The organism is Streptomyces sp. NBC_01352, from assembly GCF_036237295.1.
In the GTDB taxonomy this organism is placed as follows: Bacteria; Actinomycetota; Actinomycetes; order Streptomycetales; family Streptomycetaceae; genus Streptomyces; species Streptomyces plumbiresistens.
Genome location: NZ_CP108354.1, coordinates 10,227,492 through 10,249,680, shown reverse-complemented (window position 1 = coordinate 10,249,680; position 22,189 = coordinate 10,227,492). Strand labels below are relative to the sequence as shown.

At 71.1% G+C, this 22,189-nt stretch carries 18 protein-coding genes; 5 read left to right on the top strand and 13 right to left on the bottom strand.

Going from position 1 to position 22,189, the window contains the following annotated elements; translation table 11 throughout:
• Positions 1–8: 8 nt before the first annotated feature.
• From OG252_RS47035 to OG252_RS47015, 5 genes are all read right to left on the bottom strand, one after another.
• A complete protein-coding gene (locus OG252_RS47035) occupies positions 9–251 on the bottom strand; it encodes a DUF397 domain-containing protein (RefSeq protein ID WP_053749912.1) in 243 nt (80 codons plus the stop codon).
• A gap of 83 nt (positions 252–334) precedes the next feature.
• Positions 335–1,501: a thiolase domain-containing protein gene (locus OG252_RS47030; protein WP_266445678.1), complete on the bottom strand. Its 1,167-nt coding sequence runs from the start codon at positions 1,499–1,501 to the stop codon at positions 335–337.
• On the bottom strand, positions 1,498–2,529 hold the full coding sequence (locus tag OG252_RS47025) for a thiolase domain-containing protein (protein ID WP_266445677.1): 1,032 nt from the start codon (positions 2,527–2,529) through the stop codon (positions 1,498–1,500). Before OG252_RS47025 ends, OG252_RS47030 begins: the two co-directional genes overlap by 4 nt.
• Entirely contained in the window at positions 2,530–3,471 is a 942-nt protein-coding gene (locus OG252_RS47020) for a Zn-ribbon domain-containing OB-fold protein (protein ID WP_266445676.1), read from the bottom strand.
• 46 nt (positions 3,472–3,517) lie between these two features.
• Positions 3,518–4,318: a crotonase/enoyl-CoA hydratase family protein gene (locus OG252_RS47015; RefSeq protein ID WP_266445675.1), complete on the bottom strand. Its 801-nt coding sequence runs from the start codon at positions 4,316–4,318 to the stop codon at positions 3,518–3,520.
• Positions 4,319–4,496: 178 nt separating this feature from the next.
• On the opposite strand from OG252_RS47015, the gene OG252_RS47010 reads away from it, so the two are divergent.
• Both OG252_RS47010 and OG252_RS47005 read left to right on the top strand, forming a co-directional pair.
• Positions 4,497–6,116 (top strand): acyl-CoA synthetase, encoded by a 1,620-nt coding sequence (locus OG252_RS47010; protein ID WP_329344188.1) that lies wholly within the window; start codon positions 4,497–4,499, stop codon positions 6,114–6,116.
• A gap of 116 nt (positions 6,117–6,232) precedes the next feature.
• On the top strand, positions 6,233–8,062 hold the full coding sequence (locus OG252_RS47005) for a sulfatase (protein ID WP_329344186.1): 1,830 nt from the start codon (positions 6,233–6,235) through the stop codon (positions 8,060–8,062).
• Positions 8,063–8,066: 4 nt separating this feature from the next.
• Here the strand turns inward: OG252_RS47005 and OG252_RS47000 are convergent, their stop codons facing one another.
• Together OG252_RS47000 and OG252_RS46995 are read right to left on the bottom strand one after the other, a co-directional pair.
• Positions 8,067–8,780, bottom strand: coding sequence for an alpha/beta fold hydrolase (locus tag OG252_RS47000; protein ID WP_329344182.1), 714 nt, complete (start codon positions 8,778–8,780; stop codon positions 8,067–8,069).
• A 38-nt stretch (positions 8,781–8,818) separates the two neighbouring features.
• The gene (locus OG252_RS46995) at positions 8,819–9,682 is read right to left on the bottom strand and encodes an alpha/beta fold hydrolase (RefSeq protein ID WP_329345386.1); all 864 of its coding nucleotides are present in this window, start codon (positions 9,680–9,682) and stop codon (positions 8,819–8,821) included.
• A 405-nt stretch (positions 9,683–10,087) separates the two neighbouring features.
• On the opposite strand from OG252_RS46995, the gene paaK reads away from it, so the two are divergent.
• On the top strand, positions 10,088–11,425 hold the full coding sequence (gene paaK, locus OG252_RS46990) for a phenylacetate--CoA ligase PaaK (protein WP_406491250.1): 1,338 nt from the start codon (positions 10,088–10,090) through the stop codon (positions 11,423–11,425).
• A 12-nt stretch (positions 11,426–11,437) separates the two neighbouring features.
• On the opposite strand, the gene OG252_RS46985 is transcribed toward paaK, so the two are convergent.
• From OG252_RS46985 to OG252_RS46970, 4 genes are all read right to left on the bottom strand, one after another.
• Positions 11,438–12,937, bottom strand: a complete 1,500-nt coding sequence (locus tag OG252_RS46985) for an acyl-CoA synthetase (RefSeq protein WP_266445668.1) — start codon at positions 12,935–12,937, stop codon at positions 11,438–11,440.
• A gap of 150 nt (positions 12,938–13,087) precedes the next feature.
• On the bottom strand, positions 13,088–13,954 hold the full coding sequence (gene sigJ / locus OG252_RS46980) for an RNA polymerase sigma factor SigJ (protein ID WP_266445666.1): 867 nt from the start codon (positions 13,952–13,954) through the stop codon (positions 13,088–13,090).
• Positions 13,955–14,171: 217 nt separating this feature from the next.
• Positions 14,172–15,722 carry an acyl-CoA synthetase gene (locus tag OG252_RS46975; protein WP_329344179.1) on the bottom strand — a complete coding sequence of 517 codons (1,551 nt, stop codon included), beginning with the start codon at positions 15,720–15,722 and terminating at the stop codon, positions 14,172–14,174.
• On the bottom strand, positions 15,719–16,828 hold the full coding sequence (locus OG252_RS46970; RefSeq protein WP_266445663.1) for an NAD(P)H-dependent flavin oxidoreductase: 1,110 nt from the start codon (positions 16,826–16,828) through the stop codon (positions 15,719–15,721). Before OG252_RS46970 ends, OG252_RS46975 begins: the two co-directional genes overlap by 4 nt.
• Before the next feature lie 202 nt (positions 16,829–17,030).
• On the opposite strand from OG252_RS46970, the gene OG252_RS46965 reads away from it, so the two are divergent.
• Entirely contained in the window at positions 17,031–18,839 is a 1,809-nt protein-coding gene (locus tag OG252_RS46965; protein ID WP_329344176.1) for a serine hydrolase, read from the top strand.
• A 4-nt stretch (positions 18,840–18,843) separates the two neighbouring features.
• Here OG252_RS46965 and OG252_RS46960 read toward each other — a convergent pair whose 3' ends face one another.
• A complete protein-coding gene (locus tag OG252_RS46960; protein ID WP_329344174.1) occupies positions 18,844–19,695 on the bottom strand; it encodes a helix-turn-helix transcriptional regulator in 852 nt (283 codons plus the stop codon).
• 87 nt (positions 19,696–19,782) lie between these two features.
• On the opposite strand from OG252_RS46960, the gene OG252_RS46955 reads away from it, so the two are divergent.
• Entirely contained in the window at positions 19,783–20,589 is an 807-nt protein-coding gene (locus OG252_RS46955) for an SDR family NAD(P)-dependent oxidoreductase (RefSeq protein ID WP_266445657.1), read from the top strand.
• Positions 20,590–20,592: 3 nt separating this feature from the next.
• Here the strand turns inward: OG252_RS46955 and OG252_RS46950 are convergent, their stop codons facing one another.
• The gene (locus OG252_RS46950; protein WP_329344171.1) at positions 20,593–22,161 is read right to left on the bottom strand and encodes a phytoene desaturase family protein; all 1,569 of its coding nucleotides are present in this window, start codon (positions 22,159–22,161) and stop codon (positions 20,593–20,595) included.
• Between the last annotated feature and the right edge of the window lie 28 nt (positions 22,162–22,189).

Sequence of the window (22,189 nt, the reverse complement as noted above, 5' to 3'; positions counted from 1 at the left end):
CACGCAGGTCACGTGAGGTCGAACTCCCCTTCCCTCGCTCCCGACACGAACGCGCCCCACTCCGCGGGTGTGAAGATCAGGGACGGGCTTTCGGGCCGGCCGCTGTTGCGCATCGCGATGAATCCCTCGACAAAGGCGATCTGGACATCCCCCAGGCCACGGCTGCTGGAGTGCCAGTCGGCGTTGCTGAGGTCCAGCTCGGGCTTGTCCCAGCCCATGAGCGGCTGCTGCTGGATGGTGGTCTCGGCCACGTCCGTGCTCCTCCCGATTGCGTCGTCCGCGGCCAGCCTAGCGATCGGCCCCGGGTGCCAACAGGCCACGTGAGGGGGACCTTTCAGGAGGCGGGGGGCTCGGACCCCACGAGCCACATGGCGAAGAACTGCGATCCGCCGCCGTAGGCGTGCCCGAGCACCCGGCGCGCCCCCTCCACCTGGTGTTCCCCGGCCTGACCGCGCACCTGGAGCGCGGCCTCCGCGAAACGGATCATGCCGGAGGCGCCGATCGGATTCGTCGACAGAACGCCGCCGGACATGTCGACGGGCAGGTCCCCGTCCAGTTCGGTCACCCCGGACTCGGTGAGCTTCCAGCCCTCGCCCTCGTCGGCGAAGCCGAGGTTCTCCAGCCACATGGGCTCGTACCAGGAGAACGGCACGTACATCTCGACGGCGTCGATCTCCCGGCGCGGGTCGGCGATCCCGGCCTGCCGGTACACGTCGGCCGCGCAGTCCTTGCCGGCCTGCGGCGACACGGCGTCCTTGCCCGCGAACAGGGTGGGTTCGCTGCGCATCGCGCCGCCGTGCATCCAGGCGGGCGGCCGGGGCGAGCGGGCGGCTCCCGCGCGGTCGGTGAGGACCATCGCGCAGGCTCCGTCGGAGGAGGGGCAGGTCTCCGAGTAGCGGATCGGGTCCCAGAGCATGGGCGAGGCCTGGACCTTCTCCAGGGTGATGTCGTGCTCGTGCAGGTGCGCGTACGGGTTCTTCAGCGCGTTGCGCCGGTTCTTGTACGCGACGAGGGAGCCGACGGTGTCGGGGGCGCCGCTGCGTCGCATGTAGGCGCGCACGTGCGGGGCGAAGAACCCGCCCGCCCCGGCCAGCAGCGGCTGTTGGAAGGGGATCGGCAGGGACAGTCCCCACATGGCGTTCGACTCGGACTGCTTTTCGAAGGCGAGGGTGAGCACGGTGCCGTGGACGCGGGCGGCGACCAGGCCCGCGGCGACCAGTGCCGTCGACCCGCCGACCGAGCCCGCCGTGTGCACCCGCAGCATGGGCTTGCCCACGGCGCCCAGCGCGTCGGCCAGGTACAGCTCCGGCATCATCACGCCCTCGAAGAAGTCGGGCGCCTTGCCGATGACGACGGCGTCGATGTCCGCCCAGTCCAGCTCGGCGTCGTCCAGGGCCCTTCGGGCGGCCTCCCGCACGAGCCCCGCGATGGACACGTCCCGGCGTGCCGCCACGTGCTTGGTCTGGCCGATGCCTACGACGGCCACGGGCTCCTTGCTCATCGCGGATCCCCTTCGAGTACGGCGACCAGGTTCTGTTGGAGGCAGGGCCCGGAGGTGGCGTGGGCGAGGGCCCGGTCGGACTCGCCGCGGTGGATGCGGGCTGCGGCCTCGCCGATGCGGATGAGCCCGGCGGCCATGACCGGGTTGGCGGCGAGGGCACCTCCGGAGGGGTTGATCCGCACGTCGTCGTCCAGCCGGAGAGCCTTGCGCAGGACGACCTCCTGCGAGCTGAAGGGTGCGTGCAACTCTGCGGTGTCGACGGGTCGTTCGAAGGCGCCGGCCTTCTCGGCGGCCAGTCGGGCGGACGGCGAGTCGGTGAGGTCGCGGACGCCGAGGCCGTGTGCCTCGATGCGGTGGTCGATGCCGCGGATCCAGGCGGGCCGCGCGCACAGGTCCCGGGCCCGGTCCCCGGCCGCGAGGACGACCGCGGCGGCGCCGTCGCCGACGGGCGGGCAGTCGCCGGTGCGCAGGGGCCGTACGACGTAGTCCCCCGGTGCCGCCGTGTCCGTCTCGGAGCCACGGCTACGGGCCGCCACGGCGGCCAGGGCGGGCTCGTCCGTCGCGCCCGTGTCGATGAGTGCCTGCGCCTGGAGGGCGGCCAGGGCGACGGAGTCGGGCCACAGGGGTGCCACGTAGTACGGGTCGAGCTGGCGGGTCAGGACGTCGCGGACGGAGCCGGGTGACGACTTGCCGTAGGAGTACACGAGGGCGGTGTCGGCGTCGCCGGTCAGGAGCTTGGTCCACGCCTCGTACAGCGCCCACGCGCCGTCCATCTCGACATGGGACTCGGAGATCGGCGGCCAGGCGCCGACCCCGTCGAGGGCGAGGGTGAAGGAGAAGGCGCGGCCGGCGAGGTAGTCGCAGGAGCCGGAGCAGGTGAAATCTATGTCCGCGGTCTTCAGGCCGGTGCGGTCGAGCACCTCGTGCAGGACGGGCATGAGCATCTCCACCTCGGAGAGCTCGTCGGCGGTGCGCAGGTGGCCGGTGTGCGCGAAGGCGACGACGGCGACCTCCCTGAGTGGCTGCATCTACAACAGCTCCTTGTACATCTCGTAGTCCGCGTCGGGCTCGCCGGTCGGCCGGTAGTGGTCGGGGTGGCGGGATCCTTCCGCCCACACGGGTTCGACGCGCAGGCCCATCCGCACCCGGTCGTAGGGGATGCCTCCGATGCGGCCGTGCAGGGCCAGGTCGGCGCCGTCGAGGGCGATGTGCGCGTAGACGTACGGCACCTCGATGTCCAGGTTCTTCGCCTTGATGTTGACGATGCAGAAGGTGGTGACCGTGCCGCGGGGACCCACTTCCACCTGTTCCGATGTGGCGAGACCACAGGTGGGGCACGCACCCCTCGGCGGGACGTACACCTTGCGGCAGGACGGACACCGCTCGCCGACGATGCGCCGGTCGCCGAGTGCGTGGATGTAGGCGGACTGGGCGCGGCCGGGCGTGTAGGTGTAGTCGAGGCGGGCCGGGGCGACGATGCCGGTGACCGGGTTCTCGAACTCGCCCGTGTGGCCCGCCGGGTCGGCCCGGTCGCCGTCGTACGGCTCGAAGCAGGCGATGTCGGTGATGGCGCCGGTGCGTTCGTCGGCCCAGCGGATGCGGACGCGCATGCCGGTGTGCACGGCGTCGGGGCCGGGGGCGTCGAGGGCGTGCAGGAGGGCGGTGTCGGCGCCGTCGAGGCGGACCAGGACCCAGGCGAAGGGGGCGGACAGGGGCTGACCTCGGCGGGGGGCGTGGTTCCAGGCCCAGGTGGTGACCGTGCCGGTGGGGGCCACCTCGACGAGGTCGCGGATCTCCTCGGCGGTGACGGGGTCGTACTCGACGGGCGGGACGAGTGTCCGGCCGTCGCCGGTCTTCACCCCGAGCACGACGCGTTCGCGCAGGCCGGTGAGGAAGGCGCTCTGGACGGGGCCGAGGGAGCGGGTGAAGGGGAACTCGACGACGAGCGGCGCTGTGAGGACTTCGGGCATCCCGGATGTCTCCTTCTGGGGAGGTCGGACGCGCTGGTACGCGTGGTCAGGCGCGCTTGTACTCGGGCGGTCGTTTCTCCGCGAAGGCGCGCGTGCCCTCCTTGGCGTCGGCGGTGTCGAAGATCGGCCAGCCGCGCTTGAGTTCGGCGGCGAGTCCGTCGGTCTCGGTCATCTCGGCGGTCTCGTACACGGACGCCTTGACGGCCTCGACGGCGAGCGGGCCGCAGGCGTTGACCCGTTCGGCGATCTCCAGGGCCTTGTCGAGTGCCGTGCCGTCGGGGACGACGTGGCCGATCAGGCCGATGCCCGCGGCCTCGCGGGCGGTGTAGGGGCGGCCGGTGAGGAGCATCTCCAGGGCGTGGGTGCGCGGGATCTGCCGTTGCAGCCGGACGGTGGAGCCCCCGATCGGGAACAGCCCGTGTTTGACCTCGAAGAGCCCGAAGGTCGCCGACTCGCCGGCGACCCGGATGTCGGTGCCCTGGAGGATCTCCGTGCCACCGGCGACGCAGTACCCTTCGACGGCGGCGATCACCGGTTTGCGGGGGCGGTGGTGGCGCAGCATCGCCTTCCAGTGCAGGTCCGGGTCTGCCTTGAGGCGGTCCCGGTGCTGCTCGCCCTCCATTCCCCGCCCGGCGAGGGCCTTGAGGTCCATGCCGGCGCAGAACGCGCCGCCCGCGCCGGTCAGCACGATCGAGCGGACCTCGTCGTCCTCGTCGGCCTCGAGCCAGCCGTCGTACAGGCCGACGAGCATGGACAGCGAGAGCGCGTTCCTGGCGTCGGGCCTGTTGAGCGTGAGCACCAGTGTGGCGCCTTCGCGCCGCACGGTGAGGTGTTCCGTCCCACCCATTGCCCATCTCCCCTCTGAAAGAACGAGAACAGGTTGCAGGAGGCGCCTGGGCACTTCAAGGGTTTTCTGACAGTCAGTCAGATTTCTTCGACGCGGACCCTTCACAGTTGCGGCCCCCTTTGCTCAGATGGCGGCGAACCGTCGAAGCACCAGGGCCCGTCCGAGGTCAGGAGGAGCGGTGAAGTACAACCTTGCCGACCTGTTCGAGTCGGTCGTCGACGTGGTCGCGGACCGCGAGGCGCTCGTGTACATCGACCATCCCGGTACGGGAGCGGAGCGCCGGCTGACCTACGCGGAACTGGACGCGGCCGCCAACCGCGTCGGCCACCATCTCCTCGACAGCGGGGTACGTCCCGGCGAGCACGTCGGGCTCCACCTCTACAACGGCGTCGAGTACCTCCAGACCGTGCTGGGGTGCCTGAAGGCGCGGATCGTGCCGGTCAACGTCAACTACCGTTACGTAGAGGACGAGTTGGTCTATCTCTACCGGGACGCCGATCTGGTGGCCCTGGTCTTCGACGCGGAGTTCACCGACCGGGTGGCGGCGGCGCTGCCGCACACGGACGCGCTGCGGCATCTGGTGCGGGTGGGGACGCCGGTATCGGGGGCGGCCGAGGTGGCCGCCGTGGATTTCGCGGCGGCGGAAGGCTCCGGCTCCCCGGAGCGCGGGTTCCCCTCCCGGTCGGGCGACGACCAGTTCATCATCTACACCGGTGGCACCACGGGGATGCCCAAGGGCGTGATGTGGCGCCAGGAGGACCTGTTCTTCTCGGGGCTCGGCGGCGGCGCGCCGACCGGCGAACCGGTGAAGAAGCCGGAGGAACTCGCCGAGCGGGTCGCGGCCGGCGGTGCGGGGATCACCTTCTTCCCGGCTCCCCCGCTGATGCACGGCACCTCCACGCTCACCGCGTTCATCGGGTTCAACTTCGGTCAGCGGGTCGTGCTGCACCGCAAGTTCGTGCCCGAGGAGGTGCTGCGGACGATCGAGAAGGAGAAGGTCACCAGCATGTCGCTGGTGGGCGACGCGATGCTGCGGCCTCTGATCGACGCGCTGGAAGGTCCGCTGAAGGGCACCGACATGTCGTCGATGTTCAGCGTGTCGTCGTCGGGGGCGATCATGTCGGACACGGTCCGCCGGCAGTTCCAGGCGCTCGTCCCGAACGTGATGCTGCTCAACAACTTCGGCTCCTCCGAGTCCGGCTTCAACGGTACGGCCACGGAGGACTCCGGCCCCGAGCGCGGCTTCCGCGTCCGCGTCAACTCCCGTACCCAGGTGGTCGATCCGGCGACCTACGAGCCGGTCGCGGTCGGCGAGGTGGGCCGGGTCGCGCAGTGCGGACATGTGCCGCTCGGCTACTACAACGACCCGCGCAAGACCGCCGAGACCTTCTTCGAGAAGGACGGCGAGCGGTGGGTGCTGCTCGGCGACATGGCCACCGTCGACGAGGAGGGCGTGGTCACCGTCCTCGGCCGGGGCTCGCAGTGCATCAACACGGGCGGCGAGAAGGTCTATCCGGAGGAGGTCGAGCAGGCGCTCAAGTCCCATCCGGACGTGTACGACGCGCTGGTCGCCGGGGTGCCGGACGCGAAGTGGGGCCACCATGTGGCGGCCGTCGTGCAGTTGCGCGAGGGGGCGGTACGGCCATCCCTGGAGGACGTCCAGGCGCACTGCCGTTCCCGGCTCGCCGGCTACAAGGTCCCGCGTCAACTGGTGATCACGGAGGCTCTGCGGCGCTCGCCCAGCGGCAAGGCGGACTACCGGTGGGCCCGGGAGGTGGCGGTGGCCGCGGCCGGGTGAATCTCCGGCCCGTGCGATTGAACCGAAGGTGACGTGCGGACGTACTGGTGATGGCAGGCTCGGCCCCAGGGCCATGTTTGCCATGCCATTGCACGACCGCACGGAAGGACCATCGGGTGTCGCTCTTCACTCGCTCTCGTCAGCTGCCGGACACCGAGGGCGAGGCCGAGGCGGACGGTGACACCGCCGCGGCGGCAGAGGAGACGAGAGCGCCACAGGAGACGGCACAGGAGACGGGACAGCAGACGGAAGAGGACGTCGTCGAGCAAACCGGCGCCGTCGAAACGGCGGATTCCCCGTCACCCGGTTGGTTCGGCTGGCGCCGTCGCTACCCCCGTACGGCACGCGGCGTGAGCGTGGGGACAACTGTGCTGGCCGGTGTGCTGGTGCTCGGCTCGCTGCTCATGCCCGCCCGGCTCGACCGGATCTCGCTCCAGTGGTTCCTACGCATCCCCGCCGAAGCGATCCTGCTGGCAGGCCTGCTGCTCATGCTGTCTCCGAGGCCACGGCGGATCGCGAGCGTCGCCTCGGGGGTGTTCCTCGGGCTGTTCACCGTCCTGAAGTTCCTCGACATCGGCTTCCGCCAGTTCCTGGCCCGGCCGTTCGACCTGGTCTTCGACTGGATTCTGCTGGAAGGCGCGACGGACTTCCTCAGGGAGTCGTTCGGCCGCTCAGGTCAGGTGCTCGCGGTGACCGGGGTGATCGTCCTGATTGTTGCCGTGCTCGTGCTGAGCACGCTCGCCGTGGTGCGGCTGACGAACGTGATGGCCCGACACCGACCCGTGGCCGTCCCCACGGTCCTCGTCCTCGCCACCGCGTGGATCACCTGCTTCACTCTGGGCGTGCAGTTCGGCGGTCTCGCGGTCGCCACCAAGGGCAACACCGAATACCTCGCCAACCGTGTGCAGCAGGTGCGCGACGGCCTCGGGGACGCCCAGGTCTTCGAGAAGCAGGCCGCCGTCGACGCCTTCGCCGACACACCGCCCGACCAGCTGCTGACCGGACTGCGCGGCAAGGACGTCCTGTTCACCTTCGTCGAGAGCTACGGCCGTGTCGCGATCGACGACCCGGAGATGGCACCGGAGATGGACGCGACCCTCAAGGAGGGCACGAGCAGGCTCGAGTCGGCCGGGTTCGCGTCGCGCAGCGCCTGGCTCAAGTCGCCGGTGACGGGGGCCGGCAGCTGGCTCGCCCACTCGACGTTCCTGTCCGGTCTGTGGGTCAAGAACCAGCAGCGGTACGGGAGTCTCACCACCGGCGACCGGGCGACCCTCACCAGCTACTTCCAGAAGACCGGTGCCTGGCGCACGGTCGGCATCGTCCCGGGTGTGCGGAAGGCCTGGCCCGAGGGCAAGTTCTTCGGCCTCGACCACATCTACGACTCCGAGCACCTCGGCTACCAGGGCCCGTACTTCAGCTGGACGCCCGTGCCCGACCAGTTCAGCCTGGAGGCCTTCGAACGTCTGGAGCACGGCAAGGAGAACCGTGACCCGATCATGGCCGAGATCATCCTCGCCTCCAGCCACAACCCCTGGTCGCCCAACGCCCGCATGATCGACTGGGAGGACCTCGGTGACGGTTCGGTCTTCCACCAGATCAAGAAGGAGGGCACGGACCCCAAGCAGGTGTGGAAGGACGGCAACCGCGTGCGCACGGAGTACCGCAAGTCCATCCAGTACTCCGTCGACAGCCTGACCGAGTGGGTCGAGCGCTACGGCGACGACGACACCGTCCTCGTCTTCCTCGGCGACCACCAGCCCGTCCCGACCGTCACCGCGGGCGACACCAGCAAGGACGTGCCGATCACGATCGTCGCCCGCGACCAGAAGGTGCTCGACAGGATCTCCGACTGGGGCTGGACGGAGGGCCTCAAGCCCGCCGAGAACGCGCCGCAGTGGGGCATGGACAAGTTCCGCGACCGCTTCATGACGGCGTACGCCAAGTGAGGGTTCACGCCGCCAGGAACGCCTCCACGACGGCGAGGAACTCCGCCGGCCGACTCTCGTGCACCAGATGCCCGGCGTCGATGGTCACCAGACGTGCGTCGGCAAGGGGTTCGGCGAGCGCGGTGACCTGGTCCTGCGGTATCAGGCTGGTCGGCCCGCCCGCGATGAGCAGCGTCGGCATGGTGATCCGCGCCATGCGGTCCCACCACACAGGATCGGGGGCGTTCCGTTGTGCGTCGGTGGCCCGCACCATGGCCCAGTCGAAAGGCAGCGCACCGTCAGGTCGTTCGGTGGGCGCTCGGGGTGGATCGAGGGGCAGCGGCGCGGGTACGTCCTCCAGGACGAGGCGGCCGACCACCTCGGGCGCGTGCTGCGCGAGCAGGTAGGCGACGGCACCGCCCAGCGAGTGCCCGACGACGTCGACGCGGCCGATGCCGAGTCCGGTGAGGAAGACGAGGATGTCGTCGCGCATGGCCTCGTACGCGTACGCCTCCTGCCCGGCACCCGGTTGCGCGCCGGGCCAGTCGCTGTGCCCGTGGCCGCGCAGGTCGGGGGCGTAGACCCGGCGCGGGCGCGGTCCCGTGGCCAGTCGCTCGGCGACCGGCGTCCAGTCGGCGCCGTCGGCCCCGCGGGAGTGGAGCAGGAGGACGGGCGGCGCGTCCTCGGGGCCCCAGGTGCGGTAAGCGAGGGTGATGCCGTTCACCCTGACGGTGTCCATGCCGGGCAACGTAACCGGAGGGGCACCGGATCACCCGGCTACTCTGCCGAGGGCAGAGAGACCTCGTCGGCGTCCAGGAACGCGACGGCACGACGTACGAACCACTCCGGGTCGTCCAGCCAGGGGTAGTGCCCCGCGCCGGGCTGGACCGCGAACTCGGCGTTCGGGAACACCTCGGAGGATCGACGGGCGAGTTCGGGCCGCGGACCGCCGTCGAGCTCGCCGGCGAGGACGAGGACGGGCGAGTCCAGGCGCGCGAGGGCGGTCCGGGTCGCCGGAGGGTCGTAGGCGCCCTCGGAGCCGTACATGTCGGCGGCCTCGTCGTTGAACTGCTCGTCCGCGCGGGCGTCGTGGTCCTTCGCCGTCTCGTCCCAGCGCCCGTAGAAGAAGGACGCGAACGCCGGGTCGAAGTCACCCTTTCCTGCCACCCAGGCCTCGAACGCGGGGAACGCCTCCTCGAACCACGGCTCACCCGCCCGCAGCCGCGCCGCGGCCAGCCGGTCCTCGCCCGTCGCCGGCATGCCCAACGCCCAGGGCGTCGCCGTGACCAGCACCAGCCGCCCCAGCCGCGCCGGGTACCGGGCCGCGTACAGCATGGCCAGACTCCCGCCCGCCGAGTGCCCGAGCACGTCCATGTGCGCGAGCCCCAGATGGGCCCGCAACGCCTCCACATCGTCCACGAGCCGGTCGCACCGGTAGGTCGCCGGATCCGCCGGCACCGCGGACTCACCGGTTCCGCGCAGGTCGAGCAGCACCAGCCGCCGATGCCCTGCGAGTCCCCCCAGATCCCCAAGATAACCGGAGGCGCGCATCGGCCCTCCGGGCAGCACGACGAGCGGGGCGCCCTCGCCCCGGACGTGGTAGGCGAGCTCGGTCCGGTCGGGCGCGGTGAAGGTCGGCATGGCGCCGATCATGGCGACCGTCCGCCGCACACGCAACGGAGTTCCGCAGAGGGCGAGGGGCCGGTGGGCCAGAGCCGCGTCGACTATCCGTTGTGCCGGGGCGCCCTCGAGGTCGGCCGCCGCCGGGTGCGCCACGTTCGTCTCGAACAGCCGCGGGAAGTAGTCCTGTTCCGGCACCGCCTCCGTCTCCGACTCCGACTCCGACTCCAGAACTCTGCGGACGATCTCCACTAGTTCGTCCCGCGTGATGTCCGGCACCCGCGGACAGGCCGGGCGCCCCGCCTCCACCGCGAAGTCCCGCCGCGCCACGCCGAGAAATCCCGCACCGCCCCCTTGCCTCGGCCCGGGCGTCCTGGATTACTGATCCCGAACACCTCGACCGAATGATCGGTCGCCTGGATTGTCATGCTTGGTGAGAGTGAGGTGCCGATGGTGGACGCGCCGGATGTGTCCGGCTCGACGGACCTGTTCGACTCGGGAGAGCGGCTCGACGAAGCGGCGTTGCGGGCACTGCAGTTGGAGCGGTTGCGGAGATCGCTGCGGCACGCCTACGACAACGTGCCGTTCTATCGCGAGTCCTTCGACAAGGCCGGTGTCCGTCCGGAGGACTGCCGCTCCCTCGCCGACCTGGCCCGCTTTCCGTTCACGACCAAGGCGGACCTGCGCGAGAACTATCCGTACGGCATGTTCGCCGTGCCCCAGGACCGGATCCGGCGCATCCACGCCTCCAGCGGCACCACCGGACGCCCGACCGTAGTCGGATACACCGAGGGCGACCTCTCCCTGTGGGCCGACATGGTGGCCCGTTCACTGCGCGCGGCAGGCGCACGGGCCGGGGACAAGGTGCATGTGGCGTACGGGTACGGGCTGTTCACCGGAGGGCTGGGCGCGCACTACGGGGCCGAACGGCTCGGCTGTACGGTCATCCCCGCGTCCGGCGGTATGACGGCCCGCCAGGTCCAGCTGATCCAGGACCTCGGTCCCGAGATCATCATGGTCACGCCGTCGTACATGCTGACGATCCTCGACGAGTTCGAGCGGCAGGGCGTCGACCCACGCGGTACCTCCCTGCGGGTGGGTGTCTTCGGGGCCGAGCCCTGGACCGAGCGGATGCGGCAGGAGATCGAGGAGCGGTTCGCGATCGACGCGGTGGACATATACGGGCTGTCGGAGGTGATGGGTCCGGGGGTCTCGCAGGAGTGCGTGGAGACCAAGGACGGACTGCACGTGTGGGAGGACCACTTCTTCCCCGAGGTCGTCGACCCGATCACCGGTGAGGTGCTGCCGGACGGCGAGCGGGGCGAGCTGGTCTTCACCTCGCTCACCAAGGAGGCGATGCCGGTCGTGCGGTACCGGACGCGGGACCTGACGCGGCTGCTGCCGGGTACGGCCCGGGTGTTCCGGCGGATGGAGAAGGTCACCGGCCGCAGCGACGACATGGTGATCCTGCGCGGGGTGAACCTCTTCCCCACCCAGATCGAGGAGATCGTGCTGCGCACACCGGGTGTCGCCCCCCACTTCCAGCTCCGGCTCACCCGTGAGGGCCGCCTCGACGCCCTCACCGTGCGGGCGGAGGCCCGGCCCGACGCCACGCCCGAGGACCGGGACACGGCCGCGCGGGCCATCACGGCGGCCGTGAAGGACGGCATCGGTGTGTCGGTCGCCGTCGAGATCGTGGCTCCGGAGTCGCTGGAGCGGTCCGTGGGCAAGATCCGGCGGATCGTGGACCTGCGGTCGCGCTAGTCGCCGTCGAGGTCAGTGGCCCGCGAACCGGTCCCGCAGCTCCCGCTTGAGGATCTTCCCGCTCGCGTTGCGCGGCAGCTCGTCCACGAACAGCACCCGCTTCGGTGCCTTGAAGTGGGGGAGCTTCTCGCGGGCGTGGGCGATGAGGTCCTCCTCCGTGACCTCGCCGCGCGGGACGACGACCGCCGTGACGGCCTCGATCCACCGCTCGTCGGGCAGGCCGATGACGGCGGCCTCGGCGACGGCCTCGTGGGTGTAGAGCGCGTCCTCTACCTGGCGTGAAGCGATCACCACGCCACCGGAGTTGATGACGTCCTTCACCCGGTCGACGATCGTGAAGTAGCCGTGGGCGTCACGCACCGCGAGGTCGCCGGAGCGGAACCAGCCGTCGCGGAAGGCCTCGGCCGTCTCCTCGGGCTTGTCCCAGTAGCCCTCGCACAACTGCGGGGAGCGGTAGACGATTTCGCCGGGCGTGCCGTCGGGCACGTCCTTGCCGTCCTCGTCGACCACGCGCGCGTCCACGAAGAGCACGGGACGGCCGCAGGAGTCCATGCGGCCCTTGTGCTCGTCGGGAGCGAGGACGGTGGCCAGGGGACCGATCTCGCTCTGCCCGAAGCAGTTGTAGAAGGCGAGTTTCGGGAGGCGTTCGCGCAGCCGCTCCAACACGGGCACCGGCATGATCGACGCGCCGTAGTACGCCTTGCGCAGACCGCTGAGGTCACGGGTCGGGAAGTCGGCACGGTTCGTCAGGCCGATCCACACCGTGGGCGGGGCGAAGAGGCTGTCCGCGCGGCCGGTCTCGATCAGTTCGAAGAGGCGGTCGCCGTCCGGCGCGTCCAGGATGATGTTGGTGGCTCCCACCGCGAGGTAGGGCAGCAGGAACACGTGCATCTGCGCCGAGTGGTACAGCGGCAGCGAGTGCACCGGCCGGTCGCCCGCGCTGAGGTCGAGGGCGGTGATCGCGCTCAGGTACTCGTGCACCAGGGCGCGGTGCGTCATCATCGCGCCCTTGGGCAGCGCCGTCGTCCCGGAGGTGTACAGCAGCTGCACCAGGTCCTCGCTGCGCGGTTCGGGACCGTCGTACGCGGGTGTCGTGGCCAGCCGTGCCAGCAGGGAGTCCTCGGCGTCGCGCAGGGGCAGCGTACGGACCCCGTCGGGGAGTTGTGCGGCCAGATCGGGGTCGGTGAGGACCAGGCTGCTGCCGGACTGGTCGACGAGGTACACGAGGTCGTCGCCGGTGAGGTTCTGGTTGACCGGCACGTGCACGAGGCCCGCGCGGGCGCAGGCGAGGAAGCCGATCAGATAGGCGTCGGAGTTGTGGCCGTAGGCGCCGACCCGGTCGCCGGGGTCGAGGCCCTGGTCGAGCAGGAGGCTCGCCGCGCGGGACACGGCCTCGTCGAGTTCCTCGTACGTCCAGGAGCGGTCGCCGTACTCCACCGCCACCCGTGCCGGGGTGCGTCGGGCGCTGCGTCGCAGCACCCCGTCAACGGTGCTGCCGTGTCCGGGCGTCATGACACATGATCCTCGGTCCGCGGAAGAAGGAGGTCAAGCACCGGGGAACCGCTGTCGAACTCGCCGCACTTCAGCGGCCGGACCCGGTTGTTCTCCGGCGAGCGCTGATCGTGTGGTCCCGTCCCGCCCGGGGCGGGACCACACGTCCCGTCAGGCGGGGACGTGGCCGAGCTTGTCCGGGTTGAGGACCACGTAGATGCCGTCGATGCGGTCGTCACGCACGTCGATGGTGACGAGCTGGGCGATGCCGTCGACGGTGATCGCAAGGGCGGGGCGGCCGTTGACGTCCACGCGGCGCGGTGTGCCGTAGGGGTAGCGGGCGACCAGATCCGCGGCGAAGGGGATGACCTGCTGGCCGCCCTCGATCGGCCACAGGGCCGCCCGGGCCTTGCCGCCGCCGTCGTTCCAGGCGACGACGTCCTCGGTCAGCAGCCCGCTCAGCCGGGACACGTCGCGGCTCTGCGCGGCCTCCAGGAACCGCGCCAGCAGCTTGGCGTGGTCCTCTTCGGAGAGCGCGAACCGGTCGCGTCCGGCGGCGAGCCGGCGGCCGGTGCGCAGATGCATCCGGCGGCAGTTCGTCTCGGTGGCGTCGAGGATGCGGGCGATCTCGCCGTACGGAAGTTCGAGGGCTTCGTGCAGGACGAAAACCGCGCGTTCCTGGGGTGACAGGCGCTCCATCAAGTGGACGGTGGCGTAGGCGACCGTGCTCCGCAGCCCGGACGTGTCCAGCGGGCCCAGGGCGTCGGTGGCCACCGGTTCGGGCAGCCAGGGCCCGGTGTACATCTCGCGGGTCACCTGGGCCGACTTGAGCCGGTCGAGGGCGAGCCGCGCGACGACGGTGACGAGGAAGGCCCGGGGGGCGTGGGTCTGGGCGGGCTCGGTGCCGGTCCATCGCAGGTGGGCGTGGTGGACGATGTCCTCGGCGTCCCTCATGGTGCCGAGCAGCCGGTAGGCGAGCCCGAGAAGCAGGGGACGGTAGGTCTCGAACTGCTCGGTCGCCGGCTCCGGGGTATCCAATTTCCGTGTCCTTCCCAGTCGTTCGGTGCGGTGGTCGCCGTCGGTGCGGGTCCCAGTCAACTCCGCCGCGTCCCCGTCGCGCCACTCGGCGTAACGGGAAAGCGGGTCGGGAGTGCGGGCGGCGTGCGCGGTCCGCCCCGCGCACGCCGTTCACGACGGCCGCTTGCCGACGAGAGTTCCGGCGGCACCGAAGATCGGCTCAGGAAGGTCACGCAGGTCATACGGGGCGCGTACGGCCCTCCCAGTACGGCTCCCGCAACCGGCGCTTGTACAGCTTGCCGTTGGGGTCCCGGGGCATCTCCGTGATGAAGTCGACGCTCTTGGGCCGCTTGTACCCGGCGAGTGGCCCGGCGCAGTGGTCGAGGAGCGCGGCGGCGAGGGCGGGGCCCGGCTCGAAGCCGGGGGCGGGTTCGACGACGGCCTTGACCTCCTCGCCCCAGTCGTCGTGCGGGATGCCGAAGGCGGCGGCGTCGGCGACGGCGGGGTGGGCGAGCAGGGCGGACTCGATCTCGGCCGGGTAGATGTTGACGCCGCCCGAGATGATCAGGTCGATCTTGCGGTCGCGGAGGAAGAGGTAGCCGTCCTCGTCGAGGAGTCCGAGGTCGCCGACGGTGAAGAAGTCGCCGATGCGGTTCTTGCGCGTCTTGGCGTCGTCCTTGTGGTACGAGAAGCCGCCGGTGTTCATCTTCAGGTACACCGTGCCGAGTTCGCCGGGCGGCAGCCGGTTGCCGTCGTCGTCGAAGACCGCGAGCTCGCTGATGGGCCAGGCCTTGCCGACGGTGCCGGGCTTCTTCAGCCAGTCCTCGGTGGTCGCGAAGGCACCGCCACCCTCGCTGGCCGCGTAGTACTCCTCCACGCAGTGGCCCCACCAGTCGATCATGGCTCGTTTGACGTGGTCGGGGCAGGGCGCGGCGCCGTGGATGGCGTGCCGCATGGACGAGACGTCGTAGCGCGCCCTGATGTCGTCCGGGAGGGCCAGCAGCCGGTGGAACTGGGTCGGGACCATGTGGGTGTGCGTGCACCTGTGGGTGTCGATGAGGCGGAGCATCTCCTCCGGCGTCCACTTGTCCATCAGGACCAGGCGGTGGCCGATGTGCAGGGACGCGCCGGCGAACTGGAGTACGGCCGTGTGGTAGAGCGGCGAGCAGACGAGGTGCACGTTGTCGTCGAACGGCCGGATGCCGAAGATGCCGAGGAAGCCTCCGAGGTACGCCTCCTCGGGGGCCTTGCCGGGCAGGGGGCGCCGGATGCCGCGCGGGCGGCCGGTGGTGCCCGAGGTGTAGTTCATGACCCAGCCGAGGGTGCGGTCTGTGGGCGGCGACTCCGGTTGTCCGTCGAGGAGTTCGGCGTACGGCCGGAAACCCTCGACCGTGCCGACGGCGTACCGGTGGGTGGCCGGGAGGCCGGCCTCGTCGGCGGCGTGGCGGGCGGGGCCGGCGAACCGTTCGTGGGTGAGGAGCACCTTGGCACCGGAGTCGGAGACGATCCAGGCGATCTCGGGGCCGACGAAGTGGTGGTTGACGGGGACGAGATAGAAACCGGCCTGCGAGGCGGCGAGGTACGCGGTGAAGAACTCGACGCCGTTGGGCAGGACGACGGCGAAGGCGTCACCGCGTTCGAGCCCGGCGGCGCGCAGCCCGTGCACCAGCCGGTTGGCCGCTGCGTGCAGCCGTCCGGCGGTCCACTGCTCGCCGTCGGGCGCGATGAGGACCTCGCGCTCGGGGTCGGCGGTGGCCTGGGCCCAGAATCCGATGGGGGGCTGAGTCACTCCTGGCTCCTTCCGGCGATCCGGTTGACGCGGTCGACGGCCTCCTCGAAGCCGCGCGTGAGGTCGTCGAAGACCTCCTGGACGCTCCGTTCACTGTTCATCCGGCCGACGATCTGCCCGACGGGCGTCCCGAGCAGCGGCTCCACCTCGTACTTCTGGATCCGCGAGACCGCCTCGGCGACCAGCAGTCCCTGCAGGGGCATGGGGAGCGTGCCGGGACCGTTCGGGTCGTCCCAGGCGTCGGTCCATTCGGTACGCAGCTGTCGTGCGGGTTTCCCGGTCAGCGCGCGCGAGCGGACCGTGTCGCCGGATTCGGCCGCGAGGAGCTTCTGGGTCAGGGCGCGCGAGTGCAGGTCGGCCTCGGTGGTGGTGAGCCACAGGGAGCCGAGCCACACACCCTGGGCGCCGAGGGCGAACGCGGCGGCCACCTGCCGGCCGCTGCCGATACCGCCGGCCGCGAGGACGGGCAACGGCCCGACGGCGTCGACGACTTCGGGCGTGAGCACCATCGAGGCGATCTCGCCGGTGTGGCCGCCCGCCTCGTAGCCCTGCGCCACGACGATGTCGATGCCCGCGTCCGCGTGCTTGCGGGCGTGCCGGGCGCTTCCCGCGAGCGCGGCGACGAGGACGTCCTGGTCGTGGGCGCGCTCGATCACGTCGGCGGGCGGTGAACCGAGCGCGTTGGCCAGCAACTTGATCGGATAGTCGAAGGCGACGTCCAGCTGGTTGCGGGCGACCTGCTCCATCCAGCCGGTGATGCGCCAGCCGGAGGCCTCCCCTTCGGCCAGATCGGGCACGCCGTACTTGGCGAGGGTGTCCTTGACGTACTGGCGATGTCCCTCGGGGATCATCGCCTCCACGTCCGCCTCCGTGACGCCCTCGACCTTCTTGGCGGGCATGACGACATCCAGCCCGTAGGGCCTGCCGTCGACGTTCGCCTCGATCCAGTCCAGGTCGCGTTTGAGGTCGTCGGGGGCCGTGTAGCGGACCGCGCCGAGCACTCCGAAGCCGCCGGCCCGGCTGATGGCCGCGGCGACGGCGGGGAACGGCGTGAAGCCGAAGACGGCGTGCTCGACTCCGAGTGTCTTGCTCAGCTCCGTCTGCATGGGCGCAGGATGCCGCAGTCGTCCCGACGACGGAAGACTCTTTCTGATGCTCCGTCAGATTTCTGACTCCCCGCACCCGCCCGCACCCGCCCGCCCGCACCTATGCCCGCACGCCCCGTTGACACACCGCACACCTGACACGAAAGTTTCACAGCGCAAGGTGATCCCGGAAAGATACTTTCAGGCAGCGGGAGGTACACCCATGACGGAAGACGCGGCAGGCAGAGGGGCGGGCAGAGCGACGGACGGGTCCAGGCCGGGGCTGAACCGCCGTCAACTGGGCAGACGCGCCTTGGCCCTGGGCGGCGCGCTGGCCATCGCCCCCTTCCCCGCGGGCCCGGCGTCGGCCGCCCCGCGGACAGCCCACCCCACCCTGCGCCGCGGTTCCCCCGAGAGAGCCGGCCTGCTCCCCGCCCACCTGCGTCAACTCGTCACCGACGCCGAGGCGTTCCTCGCCCCCTCCCCCAAGCACCCCTGGTACGCGGGCGCCGTGCTGCTCGCCGGGCGCGGTTCCACCGTGGCGCTGCATCAGCCCATCGGCATGGCGGTGCGCTACCGGGCGTACGACGAGAAGACCGACACCGGCGTCGAATTCCCTGCCGACCAGCAGATTCCCATGGCCGAGGACACCGTGTTCGACCTCGCCTCGGTGTCGAAGCTGTTCACGTCGATCCTCGCCGTGCAGCAGATCGAGCGGGGCGCGCTGGAGCTGGAGGGGAAGGTCGCCGGGTACCTCCCGGAGTTCGGCGGGGCGGGCAAGCAGGACATCACGATCCGTCAGCTGCTCACCCACACCTCGGGATTCCGCGCCTGGATCCCGCTGTACAGCGCGCCGACGTACGAGGAGAAACTCCAGCTCATCTGGAAGGAGGCGCCGCTCAACCCGCCGGGCTCCGCCTACCTCTACTCGGACCTGAACCTGATCTCGCTGCAGCTGGTGCTGGAGCGGATCACGGGCCGCCCGCTGGACACGCTGCTCCACGACGAGGTCACCGCCCCGCTCGGCCTGCGCCACACCCGCTACAACCCGCCCGCCTCCTGGAAGCCGAGGATCGCCGCCACGGAGGACGCGCGGGCGCCCTGGTCGGGGCTGGAGCGGGGACTCGTGTGGGGCGAGGTGCACGACGAGAACGCCTTCAGCCTCGGCGGCGTCGCGGGCCACGCGGGCGTCTTCTCGCACGCGTGGGACCTGGCCGTCCTGGGCCGCACGCTGCTCAACGGCGGCACCTACGGCCGGACCCGCGTCCTGCGGCCGGAGTCGGTGGAGCTGATGTTCACCGACTTCAACACCGCCTTCCCCGGTGACGAGCACGGCCTCGGCTTCGAGCTCTACCAGCACTGGTACATGGGCGCGATGGCCACCCCGCGCACGGCCGGGCACACCGGCTTCACCGGCACCTCGCTGGTGCTCGACCCGACCACCGACTCCTTTCTCGTCGTGCTCGGCAACTCCGTTCACCCGGTGCGGAGTTGGCGGTCCGGTTCCGCGCCCCGGGTCGCCGCGGCGAACAACATGGCGCGCGCCGTGCCGGTCCGCCCCGCGTACGGACGTACCGCCTGGTTCTCCGGAACGGCGAGTTCCACCACGGCCACCCTCGCACTGCCCGCGCTCGACACGAACTCGGGCACCGCCCGGCTGCGCTGCGCGCTGTGGTGGGACACCGAGCCCACGGCCGATGTGCTCGTCCTGGAGGCCACGACGGACGGCGGCACGACCTGGCAGCCCGTGCCGTTCACGACCACCCGCCATGGGGACGCACCGCGGGCGCACCCGGCAGGGACCGTCACGGGCTGGTCGGGGCGCGTCTGGCACCGGCTCACAGCGGACCTCCCGGCCGCCCGGCAGCTGAGCCTGCGCTGGCGGTACGCCACCGACCGGCTGTACGTCGGCCGCGGCGTCTACGTCGACGGGCCGCGGGTCGAGACGGCCGACGGTGTCCTCTTCGACGAGGCACGTCCGGCGGACGCGGCGCGGATCGAGGCGAAGGGCTGGACCGCGTCCGCGGACTGACGGCTCAGCCGGGAACGTCCAGGCGCTGCGTGCCGATGACCGACAGCAGCCGTAGCGCCTCCTCGGACGGTGTGCCCGGGGTGGCGGTGTAGATGACGACCCGCTGGTCGCGGTCGGTGATGTCCAGGACGTCGCAGTTGACGGCGAGGGGGCCGACGACGGGGTGGTCGAAGGTCTTGCAGAGGGTGGGGCGCGCGGCCACCTCGTGGGTGGCCCACAGGCGCGCGAACTCCTCGCTCCCGGCGAGGAGTTCGTCGATCAGTGCCTGCACTTCCGGGTCGTCGGGGTAGCGGGCGGCGGCAGCCCGAAGGTGCTGGGCGGCGGTCCGGGCGAACTCGTCGGCGTCCGAGACGCTGTACAGCCGTCGGCCGCTGCGATACGGCTCGAGGAAGGTCCGCCGGACCAGGTTTCGCTCGTGGCGCGGCACGGCGGAGAAGTCCTCCATGAGGGCGGCCGCGAGGTCGTTCCAGGCGATGACCTCGTACGTCGCCGACACCACGATCGCCGCGGCCTGCGGCAGCCGGTGCAACAGGTCGACGATGCTCTGCCGCACCTCGCGGGACGGACCGGGCGGCGGCCCCGGCGGAGTGCCGGCGAGGTGGTGAAGGTGGTCGCGCTCGGCGTCCGACAGACGCAGGGCGCGGGCGAGCTGGGCGAGCACCTCGCGGGACGGATGCGGGCCGCGGGCCTGCTCCAGGCGGGTGTAGTACTCGGTGGAGATGTACGCCAGCTGCGCGACCTCCTCTCTGCGCAGTCCGGGGGTGCGGCGGCGCGGCCCGGCGGGCAGCCCCACGTCGGAGGGGTTGATGCGCTCGCGCCTGCCGCGCAGGAAGTCGGCCAGTTCTCGTCGGTCCACGCTCCCAGTGTGCGCGGACGCCGCACCTCGTATCCAGGTACCGCCGGTGCCTGGATACGAGGTGCGGCCGGGCGCAGGCTCGTCGGCATGACCGACACATCGATCACCTCCACCTCCACATCCACCACCGCGACCGCCGGCCTGCTGGCCGACAAGGTCGCCTTCATCACCGGGGCGGGGCGCGGCATCGGCGCGGCCGCGGCGCGGCTGTTCGCCCGGGAGGGCGCCCGCGTGCTCCTCGCGGCCCGCACCGAGACCCAGCTCAAGGCGGTCACCGAGGAGATCCGGGCGGCCGGCGGCACCGCGGAGTACGTGCGGTGCGACGCGGCCGACCCGGCGAGCGTGCGTGCCGCCGTCGACAGGACCGTCGAGCTGTACGGCAGGCTCGACGTCGCCTTCAACAACGCGGCGACGAGCCAGCGGCCCGGCCCGATGGACCAGCTGCCGGAGAGCGAGTTCGACGAGATCTACGCGGTCAACCTCAAGGGCCCCTGGCTGGCCATGAACGCCGAGATCGCCGCGATCCGCGCCACCGCGGGGACCGGGGCAATCGTCAACACCTCCAGCGTGGGCAGCCTGATGGGCAACCCCGCGCTGCCCGCGTACGGCGCGGCGAAGCGGGCGCTGAACAGCCTGACCGCGTCGGCGGCCGTGACGTACGGTCCCGAAGGCATCCGCGTCAACGCCATCGCGCCGGGCACCACGCAGACCGAGATGATCGACGAGTGGGAGGCGAACACCCCCGGCATAGTCGAGCAGCTCAACGCGCAGACCCCGCTGGGCCGTGCCGCCGACCCGGAGGAGGTCGCCCAGGCCGCGGCATGGCTCCTGAGCGACCGTGCTTCCTACGTCACCGGCACGGTCCTGCGGGTCGACGGGGGTATGCGGGCCTGAGCATCAGCCGTCGAGTTCCTCCAGCACGGCCATGGCGGCGTTGTGCCCCGGCACCCCGCTCACCCCTCCCCCGCGCACCGCGCCCGCCCCGCACAGCAGCACGTTCGCGTGCCGGGTCTCCACGCCCCAGCGGCCGGTGTCCTGTTGGGCGTAGGGCCAGGTCAGTTCGCGGTGGAAGATGTTGCCGCCGGGGAGCCTGAGGTCGCGCTCCAGGTCCAGCGGTGTCTTCGCCTCGATGCAGGGGCGTCCGTCGGCGTCGGTGGCCAGGCAGTCCGCGAGGGGCTCGGCGAGGTGGGCGTCCAGTTGCGCGAGCGTCGACTTGAGGAGCTCCTCCCGTACGACGTCGTTGTCCCGGTCGAAGAGCCGGGCCGGGGTGTGCAGGCCGAACAACGTCAGCGTCTGGTAGCCCTGTTCGACGAGGTCCGGGCCGAGGATCGTCGGGTCGGTGAGGGAGTGGCAGTAGATCTCCGAGGGCGGGGCGGCGGGCAGTTCACCGGCGGCGGCCTGCATGTGGGCGGTGGCGAGTTGCTCGTAGCCCTCGGCGATGTGGAAGGTGCCGGCGAACGCCTCGTGCGGGTCGACGGAGTCGTCACGCAGCCTGGGCAGCCGGGTGAGGAGCATGTTCACCTTGAGCTGGGCGCCCTCGGCGGGGGCGGGCGGTTCGTCGCCGGTGAGTGCCGCCAGCTCCTGCGGGGAGGCGTTGACGAGGACGTGCCGGGCGGTGGCGACGCCCTCCCCGTCGGCGGTCCGGTAGCTGATCTCGGCGGTACGTCCGTCCGTGTCGATCCGCACGGCCTCGTGCCCGGTGGCGAGGACGGCGCCCGCGTCGCGTGCCGCGCCGGCGAGGGCGTCGGTGAGGGCGCCCATGCCGCCGACGGGCACGTCCCAGGCGCCCGTGCCGCCGCCGATCACGTGGTAGAGGAAGCAGCGGTTCTGCGGAAGGGCGGGGTCGTGGGCGTCGGCGAAGGTTCCGATGAGGGCGTCGGTGAGGACCACGCCCCGCACCAGGTCGTCGCTGAAACGGTCCTCGATGGCCGCCCCGATCGGCTCCTCGAAGAGGGTCCGCCAGGCTTCCTCGTCGTCGATGCGGCCGCGCAGCTCGTCGCGGGTGGGCAACGGCTCGGTGAGGGTCGGGAAGACCCGCTGGGCCACTCGGGCGGTCATGCCGTAGAAGCGCTGCCAGGCCTGGTACTCGCGCTCGCCGCCGGTGAGCCGCGCGAACGCCTCCCGGGTGCGGCGCTCGCCGCCGCCGACCAGGAGTCCGGTCGGCCGGCCCTCCCGTTCGACGGGGGTGTACGAGGAGACCGTGCGGGTGCGGACCCGGAAGTCCAGGCCGAGATCGCGCACGATCTTCTTCGGCAGCAGGCTGACCAGGTAGGAGTAGCGCGACAGCCGCGCGTCCACGCCGGCGAACGGACGGGTGGAGACGGCAGCGCCGCCCGTGTGGTCCAGCCGTTCCAGCACCAGCACGGAGCGTCCGGCCCGGGCCAGGTAGGCGGCGGCGACGAGGCCGTTGTGGCCGCCGCCTACGATGACGGCGTCGTACGTGCGGTGTCCCTCGTGTGCAGGCATGGTTCTTGGTAACACGGGGTGATCTAGG